At 70.4% G+C, this 18,033-nt stretch carries 16 protein-coding genes; 8 read left to right on the plus strand and 8 right to left on the minus strand.

Features of this window, described 5'->3' with window-relative positions:
• Positions 1 to 136: 136 nt before the first annotated feature.
• On the minus strand, positions 137 to 1,354 hold the full coding sequence (locus ACQPWW_RS30160; RefSeq protein WP_393372301.1) for an NADP-dependent isocitrate dehydrogenase: 1,218 nt from the start codon (positions 1,352 to 1,354) through the stop codon (positions 137 to 139).
• 136 nt (positions 1,355 to 1,490) lie between these two features.
• Here ACQPWW_RS30160 and ACQPWW_RS30165 point away from each other — a divergent pair, with 136 nt between their 5' ends.
• Positions 1,491 to 2,309 (plus strand): MBL fold metallo-hydrolase, encoded by an 819-nt coding sequence (locus ACQPWW_RS30165; RefSeq protein WP_433127218.1) that lies wholly within the window; start codon positions 1,491 to 1,493, stop codon positions 2,307 to 2,309.
• Between the two features lie 85 nt (positions 2,310 to 2,394).
• Here ACQPWW_RS30165 and ACQPWW_RS30170 read toward each other — a convergent pair whose 3' ends face one another.
• Together ACQPWW_RS30170 and ACQPWW_RS30175 are read right to left on the minus strand one after the other, a co-directional pair.
• Complete coding sequence (locus tag ACQPWW_RS30170; protein ID WP_433127219.1) at positions 2,395 to 3,345, minus strand: malate dehydrogenase; 951 nt, start codon at positions 3,343 to 3,345, stop codon at positions 2,395 to 2,397.
• A 129-nt stretch (positions 3,346 to 3,474) separates the two neighbouring features.
• A complete protein-coding gene (locus ACQPWW_RS30175; RefSeq protein WP_433127221.1) occupies positions 3,475 to 4,335 on the minus strand; it encodes a bifunctional methylenetetrahydrofolate dehydrogenase/methenyltetrahydrofolate cyclohydrolase in 861 nt (286 codons plus the stop codon).
• Between the two features lie 423 nt (positions 4,336 to 4,758).
• Between ACQPWW_RS30175 and ACQPWW_RS30180 the strand changes: the two genes are divergently transcribed.
• From ACQPWW_RS30180 to ACQPWW_RS30200, 5 genes are all read left to right on the plus strand, one after another.
• Positions 4,759 to 6,360 carry a peptide ABC transporter substrate-binding protein gene (locus tag ACQPWW_RS30180; RefSeq protein ID WP_433127222.1) on the plus strand — a complete coding sequence of 534 codons (1,602 nt, stop codon included), beginning with the start codon at positions 4,759 to 4,761 and terminating at the stop codon, positions 6,358 to 6,360.
• A gap of 195 nt (positions 6,361 to 6,555) precedes the next feature.
• On the plus strand, positions 6,556 to 7,494 hold the full coding sequence (locus tag ACQPWW_RS30185) for an ABC transporter permease (RefSeq protein WP_433127224.1): 939 nt from the start codon (positions 6,556 to 6,558) through the stop codon (positions 7,492 to 7,494).
• Between the two features lie 72 nt (positions 7,495 to 7,566).
• A complete protein-coding gene (locus ACQPWW_RS30190; RefSeq protein ID WP_433127225.1) occupies positions 7,567 to 8,523 on the plus strand; it encodes an ABC transporter permease in 957 nt (318 codons plus the stop codon).
• 7 nt (positions 8,524 to 8,530) lie between these two features.
• The gene (locus ACQPWW_RS30195; RefSeq protein WP_433127226.1) at positions 8,531 to 9,562 is read left to right on the plus strand and encodes an ABC transporter ATP-binding protein; all 1,032 of its coding nucleotides are present in this window, start codon (positions 8,531 to 8,533) and stop codon (positions 9,560 to 9,562) included.
• The gene (locus tag ACQPWW_RS30200; protein ID WP_433127227.1) at positions 9,543 to 10,574 is read left to right on the plus strand and encodes an ABC transporter ATP-binding protein; all 1,032 of its coding nucleotides are present in this window, start codon (positions 9,543 to 9,545) and stop codon (positions 10,572 to 10,574) included. The genes ACQPWW_RS30195 and ACQPWW_RS30200 overlap by 20 nt, the downstream gene beginning before the upstream one ends.
• A gap of 122 nt (positions 10,575 to 10,696) precedes the next feature.
• On the opposite strand, the gene purH is transcribed toward ACQPWW_RS30200, so the two are convergent.
• On the minus strand, positions 10,697 to 12,268 hold the full coding sequence (purH, locus tag ACQPWW_RS30205; RefSeq protein ID WP_433127229.1) for a bifunctional phosphoribosylaminoimidazolecarboxamide formyltransferase/IMP cyclohydrolase: 1,572 nt from the start codon (positions 12,266 to 12,268) through the stop codon (positions 10,697 to 10,699).
• A complete protein-coding gene (gene purN, locus ACQPWW_RS30210) occupies positions 12,265 to 12,885 on the minus strand; it encodes a phosphoribosylglycinamide formyltransferase (protein WP_433127230.1) in 621 nt (206 codons plus the stop codon). The genes purH and purN overlap by 4 nt, the downstream gene beginning before the upstream one ends.
• A gap of 290 nt (positions 12,886 to 13,175) precedes the next feature.
• On the opposite strand from purN, the gene ACQPWW_RS30215 reads away from it, so the two are divergent.
• The gene (locus ACQPWW_RS30215) at positions 13,176 to 13,784 is read left to right on the plus strand and encodes a DUF4190 domain-containing protein (protein WP_433127232.1); all 609 of its coding nucleotides are present in this window, start codon (positions 13,176 to 13,178) and stop codon (positions 13,782 to 13,784) included.
• A gap of 136 nt (positions 13,785 to 13,920) precedes the next feature.
• Here the strand turns inward: ACQPWW_RS30215 and ACQPWW_RS30220 are convergent, their stop codons facing one another.
• Positions 13,921 to 15,210 carry a cell division protein PerM gene (locus ACQPWW_RS30220; protein ID WP_433127234.1) on the minus strand — a complete coding sequence of 430 codons (1,290 nt, stop codon included), beginning with the start codon at positions 15,208 to 15,210 and terminating at the stop codon, positions 13,921 to 13,923.
• A gap of 199 nt (positions 15,211 to 15,409) precedes the next feature.
• Here ACQPWW_RS30220 and ACQPWW_RS30225 point away from each other — a divergent pair, with 199 nt between their 5' ends.
• The gene (locus tag ACQPWW_RS30225) at positions 15,410 to 15,676 is read left to right on the plus strand and encodes a DUF4190 domain-containing protein (RefSeq protein ID WP_179780945.1); all 267 of its coding nucleotides are present in this window, start codon (positions 15,410 to 15,412) and stop codon (positions 15,674 to 15,676) included.
• Positions 15,677 to 15,751: 75 nt separating this feature from the next.
• Here the strand turns inward: ACQPWW_RS30225 and sucD are convergent, their stop codons facing one another.
• Entirely contained in the window at positions 15,752 to 16,639 is an 888-nt protein-coding gene (sucD, locus tag ACQPWW_RS30230) for a succinate--CoA ligase subunit alpha (RefSeq protein WP_433127236.1), read from the minus strand.
• A gap of 2 nt (positions 16,640 to 16,641) precedes the next feature.
• Positions 16,642 to 17,820: an ADP-forming succinate--CoA ligase subunit beta gene (sucC, locus tag ACQPWW_RS30235; RefSeq protein WP_433127238.1), complete on the minus strand. Its 1,179-nt coding sequence runs from the start codon at positions 17,818 to 17,820 to the stop codon at positions 16,642 to 16,644.
• Between the last annotated feature and the right edge of the window lie 213 nt (positions 17,821 to 18,033).

Consider the following 18,033-nt stretch of genomic DNA (forward strand, 5'->3'; position numbering starts at 1 on the left):
GGACGCGACTGGCATCTCGTCCATCCTGGTCAACGAGGCGCGCCGACGGCGGTGACGCCGACCGGCGCGTCAGCGCCGGACACGCCGAAGCCCGCCGGCTGGTGCCGGCGGGCTCCGATGACGCGGTACGCCTGGATCAGGCGGCGATCTTGCGGGCCAGGTTCTCGTCGAGCGCGTTCATGAACTCGTCGGTGGTCAGCCACGGGGCGTCCCGCGAGATGAGCAGCGAGAGGTCCTTGGTCATCTGGCCGCCCTCGACGGTGTCGACGATGACCTGCTCCAGCGTGTTGGCGAACTCGGTGACCGCCGGGGTGCCGTCCAGCTTGCCCCGGTGGGCCAGGCCCCGGGTCCAGGCGTAGATGGACGCGATCGGGTTCGTCGACGTCTTCTCGCCCTTCTGCCACTGCCGGTAGTGCCGGGTGACGGTGCCGTGCGCGGCCTCGGCCTCGACGGTCCGGCCGTCCGGGGAGAGCAGGACGGAGGTCATCAGACCCAGCGAGCCGAAGCCCTGCGCGACGGTGTCGGACTGCACGTCACCGTCGTAGTTCTTGCAGGCCCAGACGTAGCCACCCTCCCACTTGAGCGCGGCGGCGACCATGTCGTCGATGAGCCGGTGCTCGTAGGTGATACCGGCCGCGGCGAACTCGTCCTTGAACTCGGTCTCGAACACCTCGGCGAAGATGTCCTTGAACCGGCCGTCGTAGGCCTTGAGGATGGTGTTCTTGGTGGAGAGGTAGACCGGGTAGTTGCGGTCCAGGCCGTACCGGAACGACGCCCGGGCGAAGTCCCGGATCGACTCGTCGTAGTTGTACATGCCCATGGCGATGCCGCCGCCGGGGAAGTTGGCGACCTCCATCTCCATCGGGGCGCCGCCGTCGGCCGGGGTGTAGGTGATGGTCACCGTGCCCGGGCCGGGGACGACGAAGTCGGTGGCCTTGTACTGGTCACCGTGGGCGTGCCGGCCGATGATGATCGGCTTGGTCCAGCCGGGGACCAGCCGCGGCACGTTGGACATGATGATCGGCTCACGGAAGACGACGCCGCCGAGGATGTTGCGGATCGTGCCGTTCGGCGACCGCCACATCTTCTTCAGGCCGAACTCCTCCACCCGGGCCTCGTCCGGGGTGATGGTCGCGCACTTGACGCCGACGCCGTGCTCCTTGATGGCGTTGGCGGCGTCAACGGTGACCTGGTCGTCGGTCTCGTCGCGGTGCTGGATCGACAGGTCGTAGTAGTGCAGGTCGACGTCGAGGTAGGGCAGGATCAGCTGCTCCCGGATCTGCTTCCAGATGATCCGGGTCATCTCGTCGCCGTCGAGCTCCACGACCGGGTTGTTTACCTTGATCTTCGCCATCGGCCGGCGCTCCTCTCGGGGGACACGTGCTCAAGCAGTACGAGCGTACTGCAATTGGACCGGCGGCCCCCACCCGGCCTCGGTCGGCCGGCGGAAGCGGGCTGCACGGCACAGGATTCCCTGGCACCATCACCCGATGCCACTGAGCCGCACCCTCGGGTCTATCACGGTCACCGCGCTCACCGACTCCGAGGGCGCGTTCTTCCAACCCCGCACCGAGGCGTTTCCGCACGCCACGGCGGCTCACTGGCGGGAGGCCGACCGACGCGACCCGGGCGCGGTGACCGCCGACGGGCAGTGGTGGTTGCGGTTTCGCAGCTTCGCGATCCGTTCCGGCGACGGGCCGGTCACCCTTGTCGACGCCGGCATCGGGCCGGCCGACTCACTGGCCTCGGGCTGGGCGCCCGTACCGGGCCGGCTGCCCGCCGAGCTGGCCGCCGCCGGCATCGACCCCGCGGACGTCGAGACCGTCGTGCTCACCCACCTGCACACCGACCACATCGGCTGGGCCGTGACCGGCACGCCGGGCCGGCCGTACTTCCCGAACGCGAGCTACCTGGTGCAGCGGGCCGACCTCGACGCGGCGCAGACGCTCAATCCGGAGCTGCCGGCCGGCCTGATCGCGCCGTTGCGCGCCGCCGGCCAGCTCCGGGAGGTCGACGGCGAGACCACCCTCACCCCGGCGGTACGCCTGCTGCCCACCCCCGGCCACACCCCCGGCCACCAGTCGGTGCTGCTGACCGCTGCCGACGAGCGGCTGCTGATCACCGGCGACCTGCTGGTCCACGCCGTGCAACTCGTCGACCCCGAGCTGTGCTACGCCCACGAGGTGGACCCGGAGCAGGCCCGCCGGTCCCGGCTGGCGGCTCTCCGCACCCACTCCCCCACCCTGCTGGCCACCCCCCACCTGTCCGCGCCCTTCACCCCCGTCCACCACCCACCCCTACCCGCCTGATCAGGGGTCGGCGGAGATGGGGCCTGGACGGCGAAGGGCGCGCCGGCACAGCCGACGCGCCCTTCGCCGAAGCGGCTTGCGGGGATCACATGCTGGAGATGTCGCCCTGCTTGGCGCGGACGGCCTCGGCCGCCGCCAGGAGGCTGGCGCGCTCGTCGGCGTCCAGGTCGGTCTCGACGACCCGCTTGACGCCCTCGGCGCCGATCTCGGCCTCGACACCGAGGTAGACACCGGAGATGCCGTACTCACCGTCGACCCACGCGCAGACCGGCATGACCTCGCCGGAGTCCTCGGCGACGGCCTTCGCCATCCGGGCTGCGGCGGCGGACGGGGCGTAGTACGCCGAACCCGTCTTGAGCAGCGCGACCACCTCGGCGCCACCGTTGCGGGTCTTGACGACCAGCTCCTCGATCTGCTCGGCCGGCATCACGTCACGCAGCGGCTTGCCGTTGACGGTGCTCTTCGACGGGACCGGAACCATGGTGTCGCCGTGCGAACCCAGGGTCAGCGTGCGGACCGACGCCACCGGCACGGTCAGTGCCTCGGCGACGAAGTTGCTGAACCGGGCGGTGTCGAGCATGCCGGCCTGGCCGAGCACCCGGTTCTTCGGGAACTGGGTGGCGAGCTGCGCCAGCGCGGTCATCTCGTCCAGCGGGTTGGAGACCACGATGACGACGGCGTTCGGCGCGTACTTGGCGACGTTCTCGGCGACCTGCCGGACGATCTTGGCGTTGGTCTCCAGCAGGTCCATCCGGCTCATGCCGGGCTTGCGCGGCAGACCAGCGGTGATCACGACGACGTCGGAGCCCTCGATGGCCTCGTAGCCCTCACCGTTGGGGCCGGTGGTGGCACCGACCACCTTGGTCTCGAAGCCCTCGATGGCCCGCGACTGGTTGAGGTCGAGCGCGAGGCCCGCGGGCTTGCCCTCCACGATGTCGGTGATCACTACGGTGTCGAAGACGTCGTACTCGGCCAGGCGCTGTGCGGTGGTGGAGCCGTAGAAGCCAGCCCCGACGACAGTGACCTTCTTACCCATGGTCGTCCCACTCCCTGATACCAGTCGGTTTTCCGGACCGTATCAGTCATCCTGGCACCGATCGGGCCAGGGGCGGCGGCCATCGCCGGGATGGGGCGAACGTCACCGCCGTCCTGGTTCCGCGCGGGGTCAGCCGCGCTCGGCGCGCTCCACGACGTTGGTGAGCAGCATGGCCCGGGTCATCGGACCCACGCCGCCCGGCATGGGGACCAACGCGCCGGCCTTCTCGGCCACCTCCGGATCCACGTCACCGGTGTAGCGACCCTTGCCGTCCGCGCCGATCACCCGCGTGATGCCGACGTCGACAACGACCGCGCCCGGGTTGATCATGTCGGCGGTGAGCAGGCCCGGTACGCCGGCCGCCACGATGACGATGTCGGCGGCCCGGGTGTGCGAGGCGAGGTCGAGGGTGCCGGTGTGGCACAGGGTGACGGTGGCGTTCTCGCTGCGGCGGGTGAGCAGCAGGCCGAGCGGTCGGCCGACGGTGTTGCCCCGACCGACCACTGCCACCGTGGCGCCGCGCAGGGCCACGTCGTGGCGGCGGAGCAACTCGACGATGCCGCGCGGGGTGCAGGGCAGCGGGCCGTCGTAGCCGAGCACGAGCCGGCCCAGGTTGACCGGGTGCAGGCCGTCGGCGTCCTTGTCCGGGTCGATCAACTCCAGCACCCGCTGGGTGTCGAGGTGGGCCGGCAGCGGCAGTTGGACGATGTAGCCGTGGCACGCCGGGTCGGCGTTCAGCTCGGCCAGCACGTCGTCGACCTGCTGCTGGGTGGCGTCGGCGGGCAACTCCCGCCGGATCGAGGCGATGCCCACCTCGGCGCAGTCGCGGTGCTTGCCGTTGACGTACGCCTGGCTGCCCGGATCCGCGCCGACCAGGACCGTGCCCAGCCCGGGGGTGATGCCGCGTTCCGCGAGTGCCTTCACCCGGATCCGCAGCTCGTCCTTGATCTCCGCCGCGGTTGCCTTGCCGTCCAGAAGCGTCGCCGTCACCACCAGATCGTCTCACGGCCGCGTGCCGGCGTTCGGACGACCGCATGCGGCGGGACCGAGTGTGACTTTCAGTTACGTGGCGGTAGTCACTCTCAGTCACAGGTAGTGGATTCGGTCACCGTCGAACCAGACAGGGCGACGAAGTGCGGCAGGAACCGGACGGCAGGCCGAGAGTGCGCCAGGATGGCCGACGATGACCCAACGAGAACGTTGATCGGCCGAATATTCGCAGTTCCAAGGCGTTCGGACCGAATTCCGCTAGCAGGTCGACAGCTGTCCGGCAAGCCCGGCGGTGCCGGACCGTTACCCACCCGCAACCGCCTCGTTGCCGAAGACCGGTCGCCGACCTACCGTTGCCGCTTGTTGCGCAGCGTAACCCAGCGTCGGGCCTGACTGCGCAGCGTGAGGAGATGAGGAGGCTCAATGCGAGTTCGTAGACTCGCCGCCTGGACCGCCCTCCCGCTCGCGGTGACGCTGGGCCTCGCGGCCTGCGGCAGCGGCGGAGACGGTGGATCCGGCGGCAGCGGCACGTCGGCGGTCAGCATTCAGATCGCCGAGCCGAAGCACCTGGTTCCCACAAACACCACCGAGACGTCCGGGTCGCAGGTGCTCGCCGGCCTGTTCAGCCCGCTCGTCGACTACGACGCCCAGAACAAGCCGTACGAGGTCGCCGCGCAGTCGGTCACCTCGTCCGACAACAAGGTCTGGACGATCAAGCTCAAGGACGGCTTCACCTTCCACAACGGTGAGAAGGTCACGTCCCAGAACTACATCAACGCCTGGAACTACGGCGCGTACGCCCCCAACGGCCAGGACACCAACGCCTTCTTCGACAAGATCGCTGGTTACGCGGACCTCCAGGGCAAGACGCCGAAGGCCAAGGAGCTGTCCGGGCTGAAGAAGGTCGACGACGCCACGTTCACAGTGACGTTGTCGGAGCCGTACATCGACTTCAAGACCACGCTGGGCTACAACGCGTTCTTCCCGCTGCCGGACGCCGCGTTCTCGGCTCCGGGTGTGCTCAAGGACGGCTACGAGCAGGCGCCGATCGGGCAGGGCCCCTTCAAGATGAAGGGCACCTGGCAGCACGACAGCAAGATCGACGTTGAGCGCTACGACGCCTTCCCGGGCGAGAAGCCCAAGGTCAAGGACATCGAGTTCCGGATCTACCAGCAGCTCACCGCGGCCTACGCGGACGTCCAGGCGGACAACCTGGACGTGCTGCCGACGATCCCGACCGAGAGCCTGAGCACCGCGCCGAGCGACCTGGGTGACAGGTACCAGACCAGCCCGATGTCGTCGTTCCAGTTCCTCGCGTTCCCGACGTTCGACAAGGACTACAGCAAGCCGGACGTGCGTAAGGCCATCTCGATGGCGATCGACCGTGACGAGATCACCAAGTCGGTCTTCAAGGGCTCGCAGACGCCGGCACGCTCCTTCGTCTCGCCGGTGCTGCCGGGCTACCGGGAGAACACCACTGGCACGGCGGGCGAGTTCAACCCGACCGAGGCCAAGAAGCTCTACCAGGCCGCTGGCGGCCCGGCGAAGATCGTCATCTCGTACAACGGCGACGGCGGTCACAAGGACTGGGTCGACGCCACCGTCAACCAGCTCAAGGCCAACCTGGGTGTCGACGCCGTCGGCGTGGCCGAGCCGAAGTTCGCCGACCTGCTGACCAAGGTCGAGAAGAAGACGCCGGTGGGTGCGTTCCGGATGGGTTGGGTCATGGACTACCCGACCATGGAGGACTACCTCGGCCCGCTGTACAGCACAAACGGCTCGTCGAACTACTACGGCTACAGCAACCCGGAGTTCGACAGGCTGGTCAAGGAGGGTGCCGCCGCCAAGACGCAGGACGAGGCGATCGCCAAGTACCAGCAGGCGGAGGACATCCTGGCCAAGGACATGCCGGTGATCCCGCTCCGCTTCGGCGAGAACGTGTTCGGCCACTCGTCCAAGGTCAAGAACGTGGAGATGGACCTGTTCCAGCGGGTCAACCTCGTCAAGATCGAAGCGGCCAGCTGAGCTGACCATGGTGCGGGCCACCCGGGCGACGACGCCCGGGTGGCCCGACCGCACCACCGGCCCGGGTCGCGGTAGCGGACCCGGCGTCGGTGGTGCCGGCTTCCCCGGGCCGGACGGCACGTCTCGGATATTTCGGGTACGACCAGAGATGCCGTCCTGCGACCCTTTCGCACATTTCCGGAGAGACTGCTAAGCATGTTCCGCTACATCCTGCGGCGCCTACTGCAGATGGTCCTTGCGTTCTTCGGGACCACCCTGATCGTCTACGCGCTGACATTCGCCGGGCAGGGCGACCCGATCCAGGCGCTCGCCGGTGAGCGGCCGGTGACGCCGGCCCAACGGGCCTACCTGACCGAGAAGTACCACCTGGACGCCACCGGCGTCGGCGGCTTCTTCTACCGCTACTTCGACTACGTGAAGAACCTGCTCCAGGGCAACTTGGGCGAGTCGCTCACCGGTCGGAACATCGGCGACATCCTCCAGCAGGCCTGGCCGGTCACCGTCCGGCTCGCGCTCATCGCGCTCGCCGTGGCGATCATCTTCGGGGTCACCGCCGGTGTGCTCGCCGGCATCCGCCGGGCCAGCATCTTCGACAACTCGACGCTGGTCCTGACCCTGCTGGTGCTGGGCATCCCGACGATCGTGCTGGCACCGCTGGCGCAGTACTTCCTGGGCGTCAGGTGGCAGCTCTTCCCACCCACCGCCGGCTCCGACCCGACGTTCTACGCACTCCTCCTGCCCGGCATCGTGCTCGGCTCGCTGTCGCTGGCCACCGCGCTGCGGCTCACCCGGGCCTCGGTAGCGGAGAACCTGCGCGCTGACTACGTCCGGACCGCCCGGTCCAAGGGCCTGGTCAAGCGCCGCATCGTCGTCGTCCACGTGCTGCGCAACTCGCTCATCCCGGTGGTCACCTTCCTCGGCGTGGAACTGGGCAACCTGATGAGCGGCGCGATCATCACCGAGGGTGTCTTCAACATCCCCGGCGTGGGCTTCAACCTCTTCCGCGGCATCCGCACCGAGGACGGCCCCCTGGTGGTCGGCATCGTCAGCGTGCTCGTCGTGGTCTACCTGATCTCGAACCTGGTGGTGGACGTTCTGTACGCCGTACTCGACCCGAGGATCCGCTATGAGTGAGCGCAGCGAACGAATCGTCAGCGCAGCGCGCCGGGGCTCTCCTGCCGGCGCCGAGCGCAGCGAGGTGCGGGCATGAGTGACTTCGAGACGGTGGCGGCCAGCGAGAACCAGGCCGCGCGCCGTGGCCCCTCGGGCGAGCCGGGCACACCCAACCAGGTCGGTGCCGCGAACAAGCCCCGCAGCCTGGCCGGAGACGCCTGGCGCGACCTGCGCCGCAACCCGATCTTCTGGATCTCGCTGGCGCTTGTCGTCATCTTCACCCTGATGGCGCTGCTCCCCGGGGTGTTCACCGCCAACAACCCGAACGACTGCCTGCTCTCCCGGCAGCACGCCGGGCCGTCCGGCGGGGCCATCTTCGGGTACGACTTCCAGGGCTGCGACACGTACTCCCGGGCGGTCTACGGCACCCGCGCCTCGCTGCTTGTCGGCGCGCTCGCCGCGCTCGGCACCGGGATCATCGCGCTGGTGATCGGCATGCTGGCCGGCTACTTCGGCCGCTGGGTCGACGCGGTGCTCTCCCGGGTGATCGACGTGGTGCTCGGCATCCCGCTGCTGCTGGCCGCGATCGTGCTGCTCAAGCGGGTGTCCAGCGACAACCAGTGGGCCCGGATCGGCGCTGTCGTCTTCGTGCTGGCCCTGCTCGGCTGGACCACCGCCGCCCGCGTGGTCCGCTCCTCGGTGATCACCGCCAAGGAACAGGACTACGTCGCGGCGGCCCGGATGCTCGGCGCCGGCAACAGCCGGATCATGTGGCGGCACATCCTGCCGAACTCGCTGGCCCCGGTCATCGTCGTGCTGACCATCGCGCTCGGCTCGTTCATCGCGGCCGAGGCGACGCTCTCCTTCCTGGGCATCGGCCTGAAGGCGCCGACCATCTCGTGGGGCCAGGACATCGACACCGGCCGCATCCACATGCGGGAGGCCGCCACCCCGCTGATCGTCCCGTCGGCGTTCCTCGCGCTGACCGTGCTGGCGTTCATCATGCTGGGCGACGCGATCCGTGACGCCTTCGACCCGAAGCTGCGGTGAGAAATCCATGACCGTTCAACCCACACCCGCCTCCGCCACGCCCGAGGGCGGCCACCTGCTGGAGTTGCGGGACCTGCACGTCGAGTTCCGCACCAACGAGGGCGTAGCCCGGGTGATCAACGGCGTGTCCTACCACCTGGACGCCGGCGAGACGCTTGCCGTGCTCGGCGAGTCCGGCTCGGGCAAGTCGGTCACCGCCCAGGCGATCATGGGCATCCTGGACACCCCGCCGGCGTTCGTCCGCTCCGGCCAGATCCTCTACCAGGGTCAGGACCTGCTCACCCGCTCCGAGGAGCAGCGTCGGCAGGTACGCGGCACGGAGATCGCGATGATCTTCCAGGACGCGCTCTCCGCCCTGAACCCGGTCTTCCCGGTCGGCTGGCAGATCGGCGAGACGCTGCGCCAGCGCGCCGGGATGTCCCGGGCCGACGCCCGGCGTCGCGCGATCGAGCTGATGGACCTGGTCAAGATCCCGGGGGCCGCCAAGCGGATCGGCGACTACCCGCACCAGTTCTCCGGCGGCATGCGACAGCGCGTCATGATCGCCATGGCGTTGGCGCTGGACCCGAAGGTGCTGATCGCCGACGAGCCCACCACCGCGCTCGACGTGACAGTCCAGGCCCAGATCATGGACCTGCTCGCCGACCTGCGCCGGGAACGCGACATGGCGATGATCCTGATCACCCACGACCTGGGTGTGGTCGCCGGTGTCGCGGACCGGATCGCTGTCATGTACGCCGGCCGGATCGTCGAACACGCCGACGTCCGCTCGCTCTACAAGGCGCCCGCCCACCCGTACACGAAGGGTTTGTTGGAGTCGATCCCGCGCCTGGACGTCCGCGGCACGGAACTGTCGACGATCAAGGGGTTGCCGCCGAACCTGATGCGCATCCCGTCCGGCTGCCCGTTCCACCCCCGGTGCCCGTACGTCCAGCAGGTCTGCGTGGACGTGGTACCGCACGACCTGGTCCTCGGCGACGGCCGGACCAGCGCTTGCCACTTCGCGCAGGAGGTCCGTGATGACAGCGTCGCCCGCTAACCCGACCAAGGTCCGCGGCGAGACGATCCTCTCCGTCGACAACCTGGTGAAGCACTTCCCGATCACGCAGGGCGTCCTGTTCCAGCGGCAGATCGGCGCGGTGAAGGCCGTCGACGGGGTGAGCTTCGAACTGCGTCGGGGCGAGACGCTGGGCGTGGTCGGCGAGTCCGGCTGCGGCAAGTCCACCCTCGCCCGGCTGCTCATGCGGCTGGAGACGCCCACCTCCGGCCGGGCCACCCTGGAAGGTCGGGACCTGTTCAAGGCCTCCGGGGGCGAGCTGCGTCGGGTACGCCGCAACATGCAGATGGTGATGCAGGATCCGTACACCTCACTGAACCCGCGGATGACCGTCGGCGACATCATCGGCGAGCCGTTCGAGATCCACTCGGATGCCGCCCCGAAGGGCAGCAAGCAGAAGCGGGTCCAGGAGTTGCTCGACCTGGTGGGGCTCAACCCGGAGCACATCAACAGGTACCCGCACCAGTTCTCCGGCGGTCAGCGGCAGCGCATCGGCATCGCCCGCGCGCTCGCCCTGCGGCCCGAGGTGATCGTCTGCGACGAGCCGGTGTCGGCGCTTGACGTCTCCATCCAGGCTCAGGTGATCAACCTGCTGAAGCAGCTCCAGGACGAGTTGGGGCTGTCGTACATCTTCATCGCCCACGACCTGTCCGTGGTGCGGCACATCGCCGACCGGGTGGCGGTGATGTACCTCGGCCGGATCGTGGAGATCGGCACCGAGGACGAGATCTACGAGCGGGCCACCCACCCGTACACCCAGGCTCTGCTCTCCGCGGTGCCGGTGCCGGACCCGGAGGCCCGCGACCAGCGCAACATGATCCGGCTGGTCGGCGACGTGCCGAGCCCGGCCGACCCGCCGAGCGGGTGCCACTTCCGGACCCGGTGCTGGAAGGCCCAGGACATCTGCGCCCTCGAAGACCCGGCAACGGTCCCGAGGGCAGCCGACCCCCACCCGTCCGCCTGCCACTTCGCCGAGCTGCGCCCCATCAGCTGAGCCCGAAACGGCCCGTCAACCCCGTTGATCATGGGGTTGACGGGCCGTTTCGTCCCGTCTGTCGCCCGTCAACCCCATGATCAACCCGTTTTGCGGTGGGCTGGGGTGGGTGGGGGGTCGGGCTAGTGGAAGAAGTGGCGGGTGTTGGTCAGGTACATCGTTACGTTGGCCTTCCGGGCCGCCTCGATGACCTCTTCGTCGCGGATCGAGCCGCCGGGCTGCACGATGGCACGGACACCGGCGTCGATGAGGATCTGCGCGCCGTCGGCGAACGGGAAGAACGCGTCCGAGGCGGCAACCGAGCCGCGGGCCCGGTCGGCACCGGCGCGGGTGACCGCGAGCTGCGCCGAGTCGACCCGGTTGACCTGACCCATGCCGACCCCGACGGTGGCGCCGTCCTTGGCGAGCAGGATCGCGTTGCTCTTCACCGCGCGGACCGCCCGCCAGGCGAACGCGAGGTCCCGCAGCAGCTCCTCGTCGGCGGCCTCGCCGGTCGCCAACCGCCAGTTCGCCGGGTCGTCGCCGGGGGCGTCCACCCGGTCGGCGACCTGGGTCAGCACACCGCCGGTCACCTGCCGCGACTCCACAAGGGCCGGCGTCCAGGCCGGTGCCCGCAGCAGCCGGATGTTCTTCTTGCCCTGCAACACCTCGACCGCACCCTCGTCGAAGCCGGGGGCGACCACCACCTCGGTGAAGATCTCGGCGACCTGCCGGGCCAGCTCGACCGAGACCGGCCGGTTGACAGCGATGACGCCGCCGAACGCCGACACCGGGTCGCAGGCGTGCGCCAGGCGGTGCGCCTCGGCGACGTCCGCGCCGACCGCGATGCCGCACGGGTTGGCGTGCTTGATGATCGCCACCGCCGGCTGGTCGGCGAAGTCGTTGGCGGCCCGCCAGGCGGCGTCGGCGTCGACGTAGTTGTTGTACGACATCTCCTTGCCGTGCAGCTGCTCGGCCTGGGCCAGCCCCGCCGGGGCGTCCGGGTCGGTGTAGAGCGCGGCGGGCTGGTGCGGGTTCTCCCCGTAGCGCAGCACCGTCGACTTGCGCAGCGCGGACCCGGCGAACGTCGGCCAGGTGTCGTCGGCGGGCGCCAACTCCTGGGCGCACCACCGGGCCACCGCGACGTCGTACTCGGCGATGTCGGCAAACGCCCGCGCGGCCAGCGCGCGGCGCTGGGCCACTGTGAACCCACCCTCGCTGAGCGCGCCGATCAGCGCCGGGTAAGCGGTCGGGTCGGTGAGCACGGCGACCGAGGCGTGGTTCTTGGCGGCGGCCCGCACCATGGCCGGGCCACCGATGTCGATCTGCTCCACGCACTCCTCGACGCCGGCGCCGGACGCGACCGTCGCCTGGAACGGGTACAGGTTGGAGACCAGCAGGTCGAACGCCGCCACGCCCAGCTCGTCGAGCTGCGCCACGTGCGTGTCCTTGCGCAGGTCCGCGAGGAGACCCGCGTGCACCTTCGGGTGCAGGGTCTTCACCCGGCCGTCGAGCACCTCGGGGAACCCGGTCACCGTCTCCACCGGCGTCACCGGCACCCCGGCGGCGGCGATGGTGCCCGCTGTGCTGCCGGTGGACACGATCTCCACGCCGGCCGCGTGCAGGGCCTGGGCCAGTTCGACAAGCCCGGTCTTGTCGTAGACGCTGACCAGCGCCCGCCTGATCGGGCGGCGCCCGTCCTGAGTGGGACTCACGGAACCGTGACCTTCCTTCCGGTGATGGTCCAGCCTTCGCGGACCAGGCGACCGACCTGCTCGACGAGCTGGCGTCGCTCGGCTTCCTTGATGCGCTCGGTGAGCGTGTCCACGTCGTCGTCGTCGAGGACCGGCACCGCGACCTGCGCGACGATCGGCCCGGTGTCCATGCCGGCGTCGACGAAGAAGAGGGTGGCCCCGGTGAGCTTCACGCCGTAGGCGAGGGCGTCCCGTGGGCCGTGAATGCCGGGAAACGCCGGCAGCAGGGTGTTGTGGGTGTTCAGGTAACGGTCACCGAAGGCGGCGAGGAACCGCGGCCCGACCAGCTTGAGGAAACCGGCGGAGATGACCAGGTCGGGTTGGTGCTTCGCGACGTGCGCGGTGAGCGCGGCGTCCCAGTCCTCCCGGGTGTCGTGGTCACGGACCCGCTCGACGAAGGTCGGCACCCCGGCCGCCTCCGCCCGGTCCAGGCCCGCGATGCCGTCACGGTCCGCGCCGACCGCCACGACCTGCGCGCCGTACGCGGGGTCGGCGGCGGCATCCAGCAACGACTGGAGGTTGCTTCCGGAGCCGGAGACGAGGACGACGATGCGGGCGACAGGCGCGGGCTCGGTCACCGGGTCACCCTATCGGGCAGGTCAGGATGCCCTTCCGCTGGGCGGTACGCGGATCTTCGACGGCGCGGACGAGCATCGGGCCGGTACGCTGCCGCACGCTCGGGCCGAACGTCCCGTCGACCCGCGCTTCCGCCCTGCCCCGACACAGGGAACTGGGCAAGAAGCGCCTTTTCCTGCGGTTCGGGAAAGATGTTCCCCGGTTGCCGCACTGGGCATCGGGGGAACTGACCGCGATCATGGATGGAAACACACAGCAGTAACTGACGGAACCAGTCCAAGGAGCTTTTCGAATGCAGCCCGGTAACCCCGGTCAGGACCCGTACGGCCAGCAGCCCAACCAGGACCCGACCGCCCCCCAGCCGCCAGCCGCCCCGTACGGCCAGCAGCCGACCCCCGGCCAGCCGTACGGCCAGCAGGACCCGTACGCGGCGCCGCAGGCCCCGTACGGCCAGCAGCCCACCTCGGGGCAGCCGTACGGTCAGCAGCCGACCTCGGGGCAGCCGTACGGCCAGCAGCCGACCTCGGGGCAGCCCTACGGCCAGCAGCAGCCGTACCAGGACCCGTACGGCCAGCAGCAGCCCCAGTACGGCGGCGGCCCGACGTACCCGAACGCGGGATACCCGCAGGCCGCGGGGCAGAACAACACCCTCGGCCTGGTGTCGATGATCCTCGGTATCGCGTCGATCCCGCTGCTCTGCTGCTTCTACCTGGGCATCCCGGTCGGCATCGCGGCTGTGGTCACCGGTTACCTCGCCCGGCAGAAGGTCGCCCAGGGCCAGGCCAACAACGCCGGGCAGGCCAAGGCCGGCCTGATCTGCGGCGCGGTCGGCGTCGGGCTCGGCATCCTGTTGATCATCCTGCTCGTCGTGGCACAGGTCACGCTGCCCGGCCAGTCCTGACCGGCTCGCTGTCGACGGGGCGCTCCGGATTCGTCCGGGGCGCCCCGCGCTCGCGCACCCGCCCCGCGCTCGTTCACCCGCCCCGCGTCCGGCGGTCACGCACACCCACACCACGGACGCGGCCGGGCGCCCCGGCCTACTGGGCGGGGGCGCGGGTGAGCACTCGGGTGGCCGCGGCGCCGAGCAGCGCGCCGACCGCGATGACGCCGGCCGCCACCGCACCGACCTGCCAGCCCACCGGCCCGACCTGCGCCAGCCGACCGGCACCGAGCGGCCCGCCGGACGCCGCGGCGGCCACCCCGAGCAGCACCCCGGCCACCGGCCCGGCCAGCGCCGCCGGCACCAGCACCTCAGCCCAGCGCTGCGGGGCCCGCTCCGGCCCGGCGAGTCGCGCCACCCGGCGGGCGAGCAACCAGCCGGCGACCATTCCGGCCAGCACCGGCACCGCGAGAAGGAGAGCGCCGAAGCCGTCCACCGGACCTCGCGGCAGGCCGGCGAGCAGTGGCACGGCCGGCAACGCGCCGACCGACACCTCGCTGGTGCGGACCGCGGTGTCGGTGCCCACCGCGAAGCCCGGCCCGAGCAGGTAGCTGGCCGACCAGACCGCCGCGTTCGGCGCGTACGCGGCGCTGACCAGGGTGATCCCGGCCTGCCCGGCGACCCCGGTCCGGTACGCGCCGATCATGTCGGCCGCGTCGCCGCCACCGGTGGCCACCGCCAGGCCAGCCGCGCCGGCGCCCGCGCCGAGCAGCAGCAGCCCGGCCACCAGGCCGGTGCGCACGCCGTCGCGCACCGGGCGCGGCAGCCGGGTGACGAGCAGCCGGGTCACGGCGGTGACGCGGGTCGCCCCGACCAGCGCGGCGAGGGTGCCCACCACCGCGAACGTCGCTCCGGCCCGGATCACTGACACGTCCGGTCCGTCGGCGCCGACCAGCACCGCCGCGAGCGCGCCGAGCAGCGCGTACGCGACGCCGACCGCACCCGCGGCGAGCAGGGCCCGACGCGGCGAGCGGGTGTCGCGGGCGCCGATCGCGCGGCTGACGTGCACGCCGGCCCGGGTCAGCCGCCACAGCGCGAGCACTGTCAGCGCGAGCGGGGCGAGCCCGAGCGGACCGGACGCGGTGTGCAGCGGCACGCCGTGCCCGAGCAGCCAGCCGGCCAGCGCGGTGCGCAGCGTGTTGGTGAGGGTGCCGGAATCCGCGCCGAGCTGGACCAGGCCGAGCACGAGGGCAACCGGCAGGTAGGACGTGAGCGCGGCCCAGCAGGCGGCCACCCCGGCGGCGACGGGCAACGGCGCACGCCCGCGTGGCGACCCGCCCGCGCGGGGCGCGGGCACCCGTCGGGCCGGTGCGGCACGATCGACCGGCCGGTCGTCGGCGCTCACACCGCCGCGACGGCTGGGACGGTCAGGGGTGACGGGGGACATCCGCTCTACTCTGGCACGTCGCGAAGGCGGTGGCAGTCCGTTAACCCGTCCAAACGGCGACGAGTTGACCGAACCAGGGCCCCGGAGACCCGGTCCGGTCTAGCCTCGGCCACAGGGGGCGCGAGTCGCCGCCCGCCCGGGTCGGGTCCGCCGGTCGCGGTCCGGCCGGCTCGCCGCCCACGACCGCCCGGAGGTAGCTGTGACGACGCCATACCCGCCACCCCCGCCCCCACCGGCCCGGGGACGGGATCGGACCACGCTCTGGGGCGTGCTGGGAATCGTGCTGGGGCTGATCTGCTGCGGCATCCTGGGCATCATCTTCGGCTACCTGTCCATTCGGGACGCCCGCCGGTACGGGCAGTCGCCGCTGCTGGGTTACCTCGCCATCGTGTTCGGCGTGATCAACATCATCGGCGGGGCGATCCTGCGCGCGACCGGCAACTACCCGTTCTGGAACAACGACTGACCAGCGAGGAACGCGCGTACGCCGAAGGGGGTCGACCGTCACCGGTCGACCCCCTTCGGGTGGTGCCTGGCCGGCTCAGCTGCCGGACATGATCTCCCGCATCAGGTTCGCGGTCTCGGTCGGCGTCTTGCCGACCTTGACCCCGACCGCCTCCAGCGCCGCCTGCTTCGCCTCGGCGGTGCCGGCCGAGCCGGAGATGATCGCCCCGGCGTGACCCATGGTCTTGCCGGGAGGGGCGGTGAAGCCGGCGATGTAGCCGACCACCGGCTTGGTGACGTTCGCCTTGATGAACTCGGCGGCCCGCTCCTCGGCGTCGCCACCGATCTCGCCGATCATCACGATGGCGTCGGTCTCCGGGTCGGCCTCGAACGCCGCCAGGGCGTCGATGTGGGTGGTCCCGATGATCGGGTCGCCGCCGATGCCGACGCAGGTGGAGAAGCCGATGTCGCGCAGCTCGTACATCATCTGGTAGGTCAGCGTGCCGCTCTTGCTGACCAGGCCGATCCGGCCGGAGCCGGTGATGTCGGCCGGGATGATGCCGGCGTTGGACGCGCCGGGCGAGGCGATGCCGGGGCAGTTCGGCCCGATGATCCGGGTCTGCTCACCCTTCGACACGTTGTACGCCCAGAACGAGGCGGTGTCGTGCACCGGCACGCCCTCGGTGATCACCACGGCCAGGCCGATCGCGGCGTCGATCGCCTCGACCACTGCGGCCTTGGTGAACTGCGGCGGCACGAAGATGACAGTGACGTCGGCCCCGGTCTCGGCCATCGCGTCCGCTACCGACGCGAAGACCGGCAGCTCGGTGCCGTCGAAGTCGACAGTCTGGCCCGCCTTGCGCGGGTTGACGCCGCCCACCACGTTGGTGCCGGCGGCGAGCATCCGCCGGGTGTGCTTGGAACCCTCGGAACCGGTCATCCCCTGAACGATGACCTTCGAGTCCTTGGTCAGCCAGATAGCCATGATCAGACCCCCGCAGCTGCCAGCTCGGCGGCCCGCTCGGCCGCACCGTCCATGGTGTCCACCCGCTGCACGAGCGGGTTGTTCGCGCCGTCCAGGATCGCCCGGCCGGCCTCGGCGTTGTTGCCGTCGAGACGGACGACGAGCGGCTTGGTGACCTGCTCGCCGCGCTGCTCCAGCAGGGCCAGCGCCTGGATGATGCCGTTGGCGACCTCGTCGCAGGCGGTGATGCCGCCGAAGACGTTGACGAAGACGCTCTTCACGGCCGGGTCGGAGAGCACGATCTCCAGCCCGTTCGCCATCACCGCGGCGCTCGCGCCACCGCCGATGTCGAGGAAGTTGGCCGGCTTGACGTTGCCGTGCCGCTCCCCGGCGTACGCGACGACGTCGAGGGTCGACATGACCAGACCCGCGCCGTTGCCGATGATGCCGACCTCGCCGTCGAGCTTGACGTAGTTGAGGTCCTTGGCCTTGGCGGCCTGCTCCAGCGGGTCCACAGCGGCCTGGTCGACGAGCGCCTCGTGGTCCGGGTGCCGGAACGCGGCGTTCTCGTCCAGGCTGATCTTGGCATCGAGCAGCAGCATCCGGCCGTCGCCGTTCTTGGCGAGCGGGTTGACCTCGACCAGGGTGGCGTCCTCAGCGACGAACGCCTGCCACAGGCCGACGGCGATCTCGACGACCTGGTCGGCGACCTCGGCCGGGAAGCCGGCGGCGGTCACGATCTCGCGGGCCTTGGCCTCGTCCACGCCCTTGACGGCGTCGATCGGGGCCTTCACGACCTTGTCCGGGGTGTCGGCGGCGACCTGCTCGATGTCCATGCCACCGGCCACGCTGGCGATGCAGAGGAAGGTGCGGTTCGCTCGGTCGAGCAGGTACGAGAAGTAGTACTCCTCGGCCACGTCCGCGGTCACCGTGATCATGACCTTGTGGACGGTGTGGCCCTTGATGTCCATGCCGAGGATGTCGGTGGCGCGGGCCACCGTCTCCTCGGCGCCCTCGGCGAGCTTGACGCCGCCGGCCTTACCTCGGCCGCCGACCTTCACCTGCGCCTTGACGACCACGCGACCGCCGAGGCGTTCGGCGATCGCACGGGCCTCTTCCGGGGTAGTGGCGACGCCGCCGGCCAACACGGGCAAGCCGTGCCGCTCGAACAGGTCCCGCCCCTGGTACTCGTACAGGTCCACGATTGCGCGTCCCGTCCCGTCTCCGCGGCGCGCCGTCGCGCCGCCACCAGCGTTCAAAAAACAGTTTGACGCCTGTCATCAGTTGAAACAGGCCATTGGCCGCAGCCTAGCGAGGTCGGCACCGCCGGCAACCGAGCGGGTGCACGGTGTGCGGTAATGCACAACCGGACATCGGGAGCGGCCGGTTCCGGCCATGACTCGGGCCGCATCCAC

The sequence above is a fragment of the Micromonospora sp. CA-240977 genome, assembly GCF_050942285.1.
Classification (GTDB): domain Bacteria; phylum Actinomycetota; class Actinomycetes; order Mycobacteriales; family Micromonosporaceae; genus Micromonospora.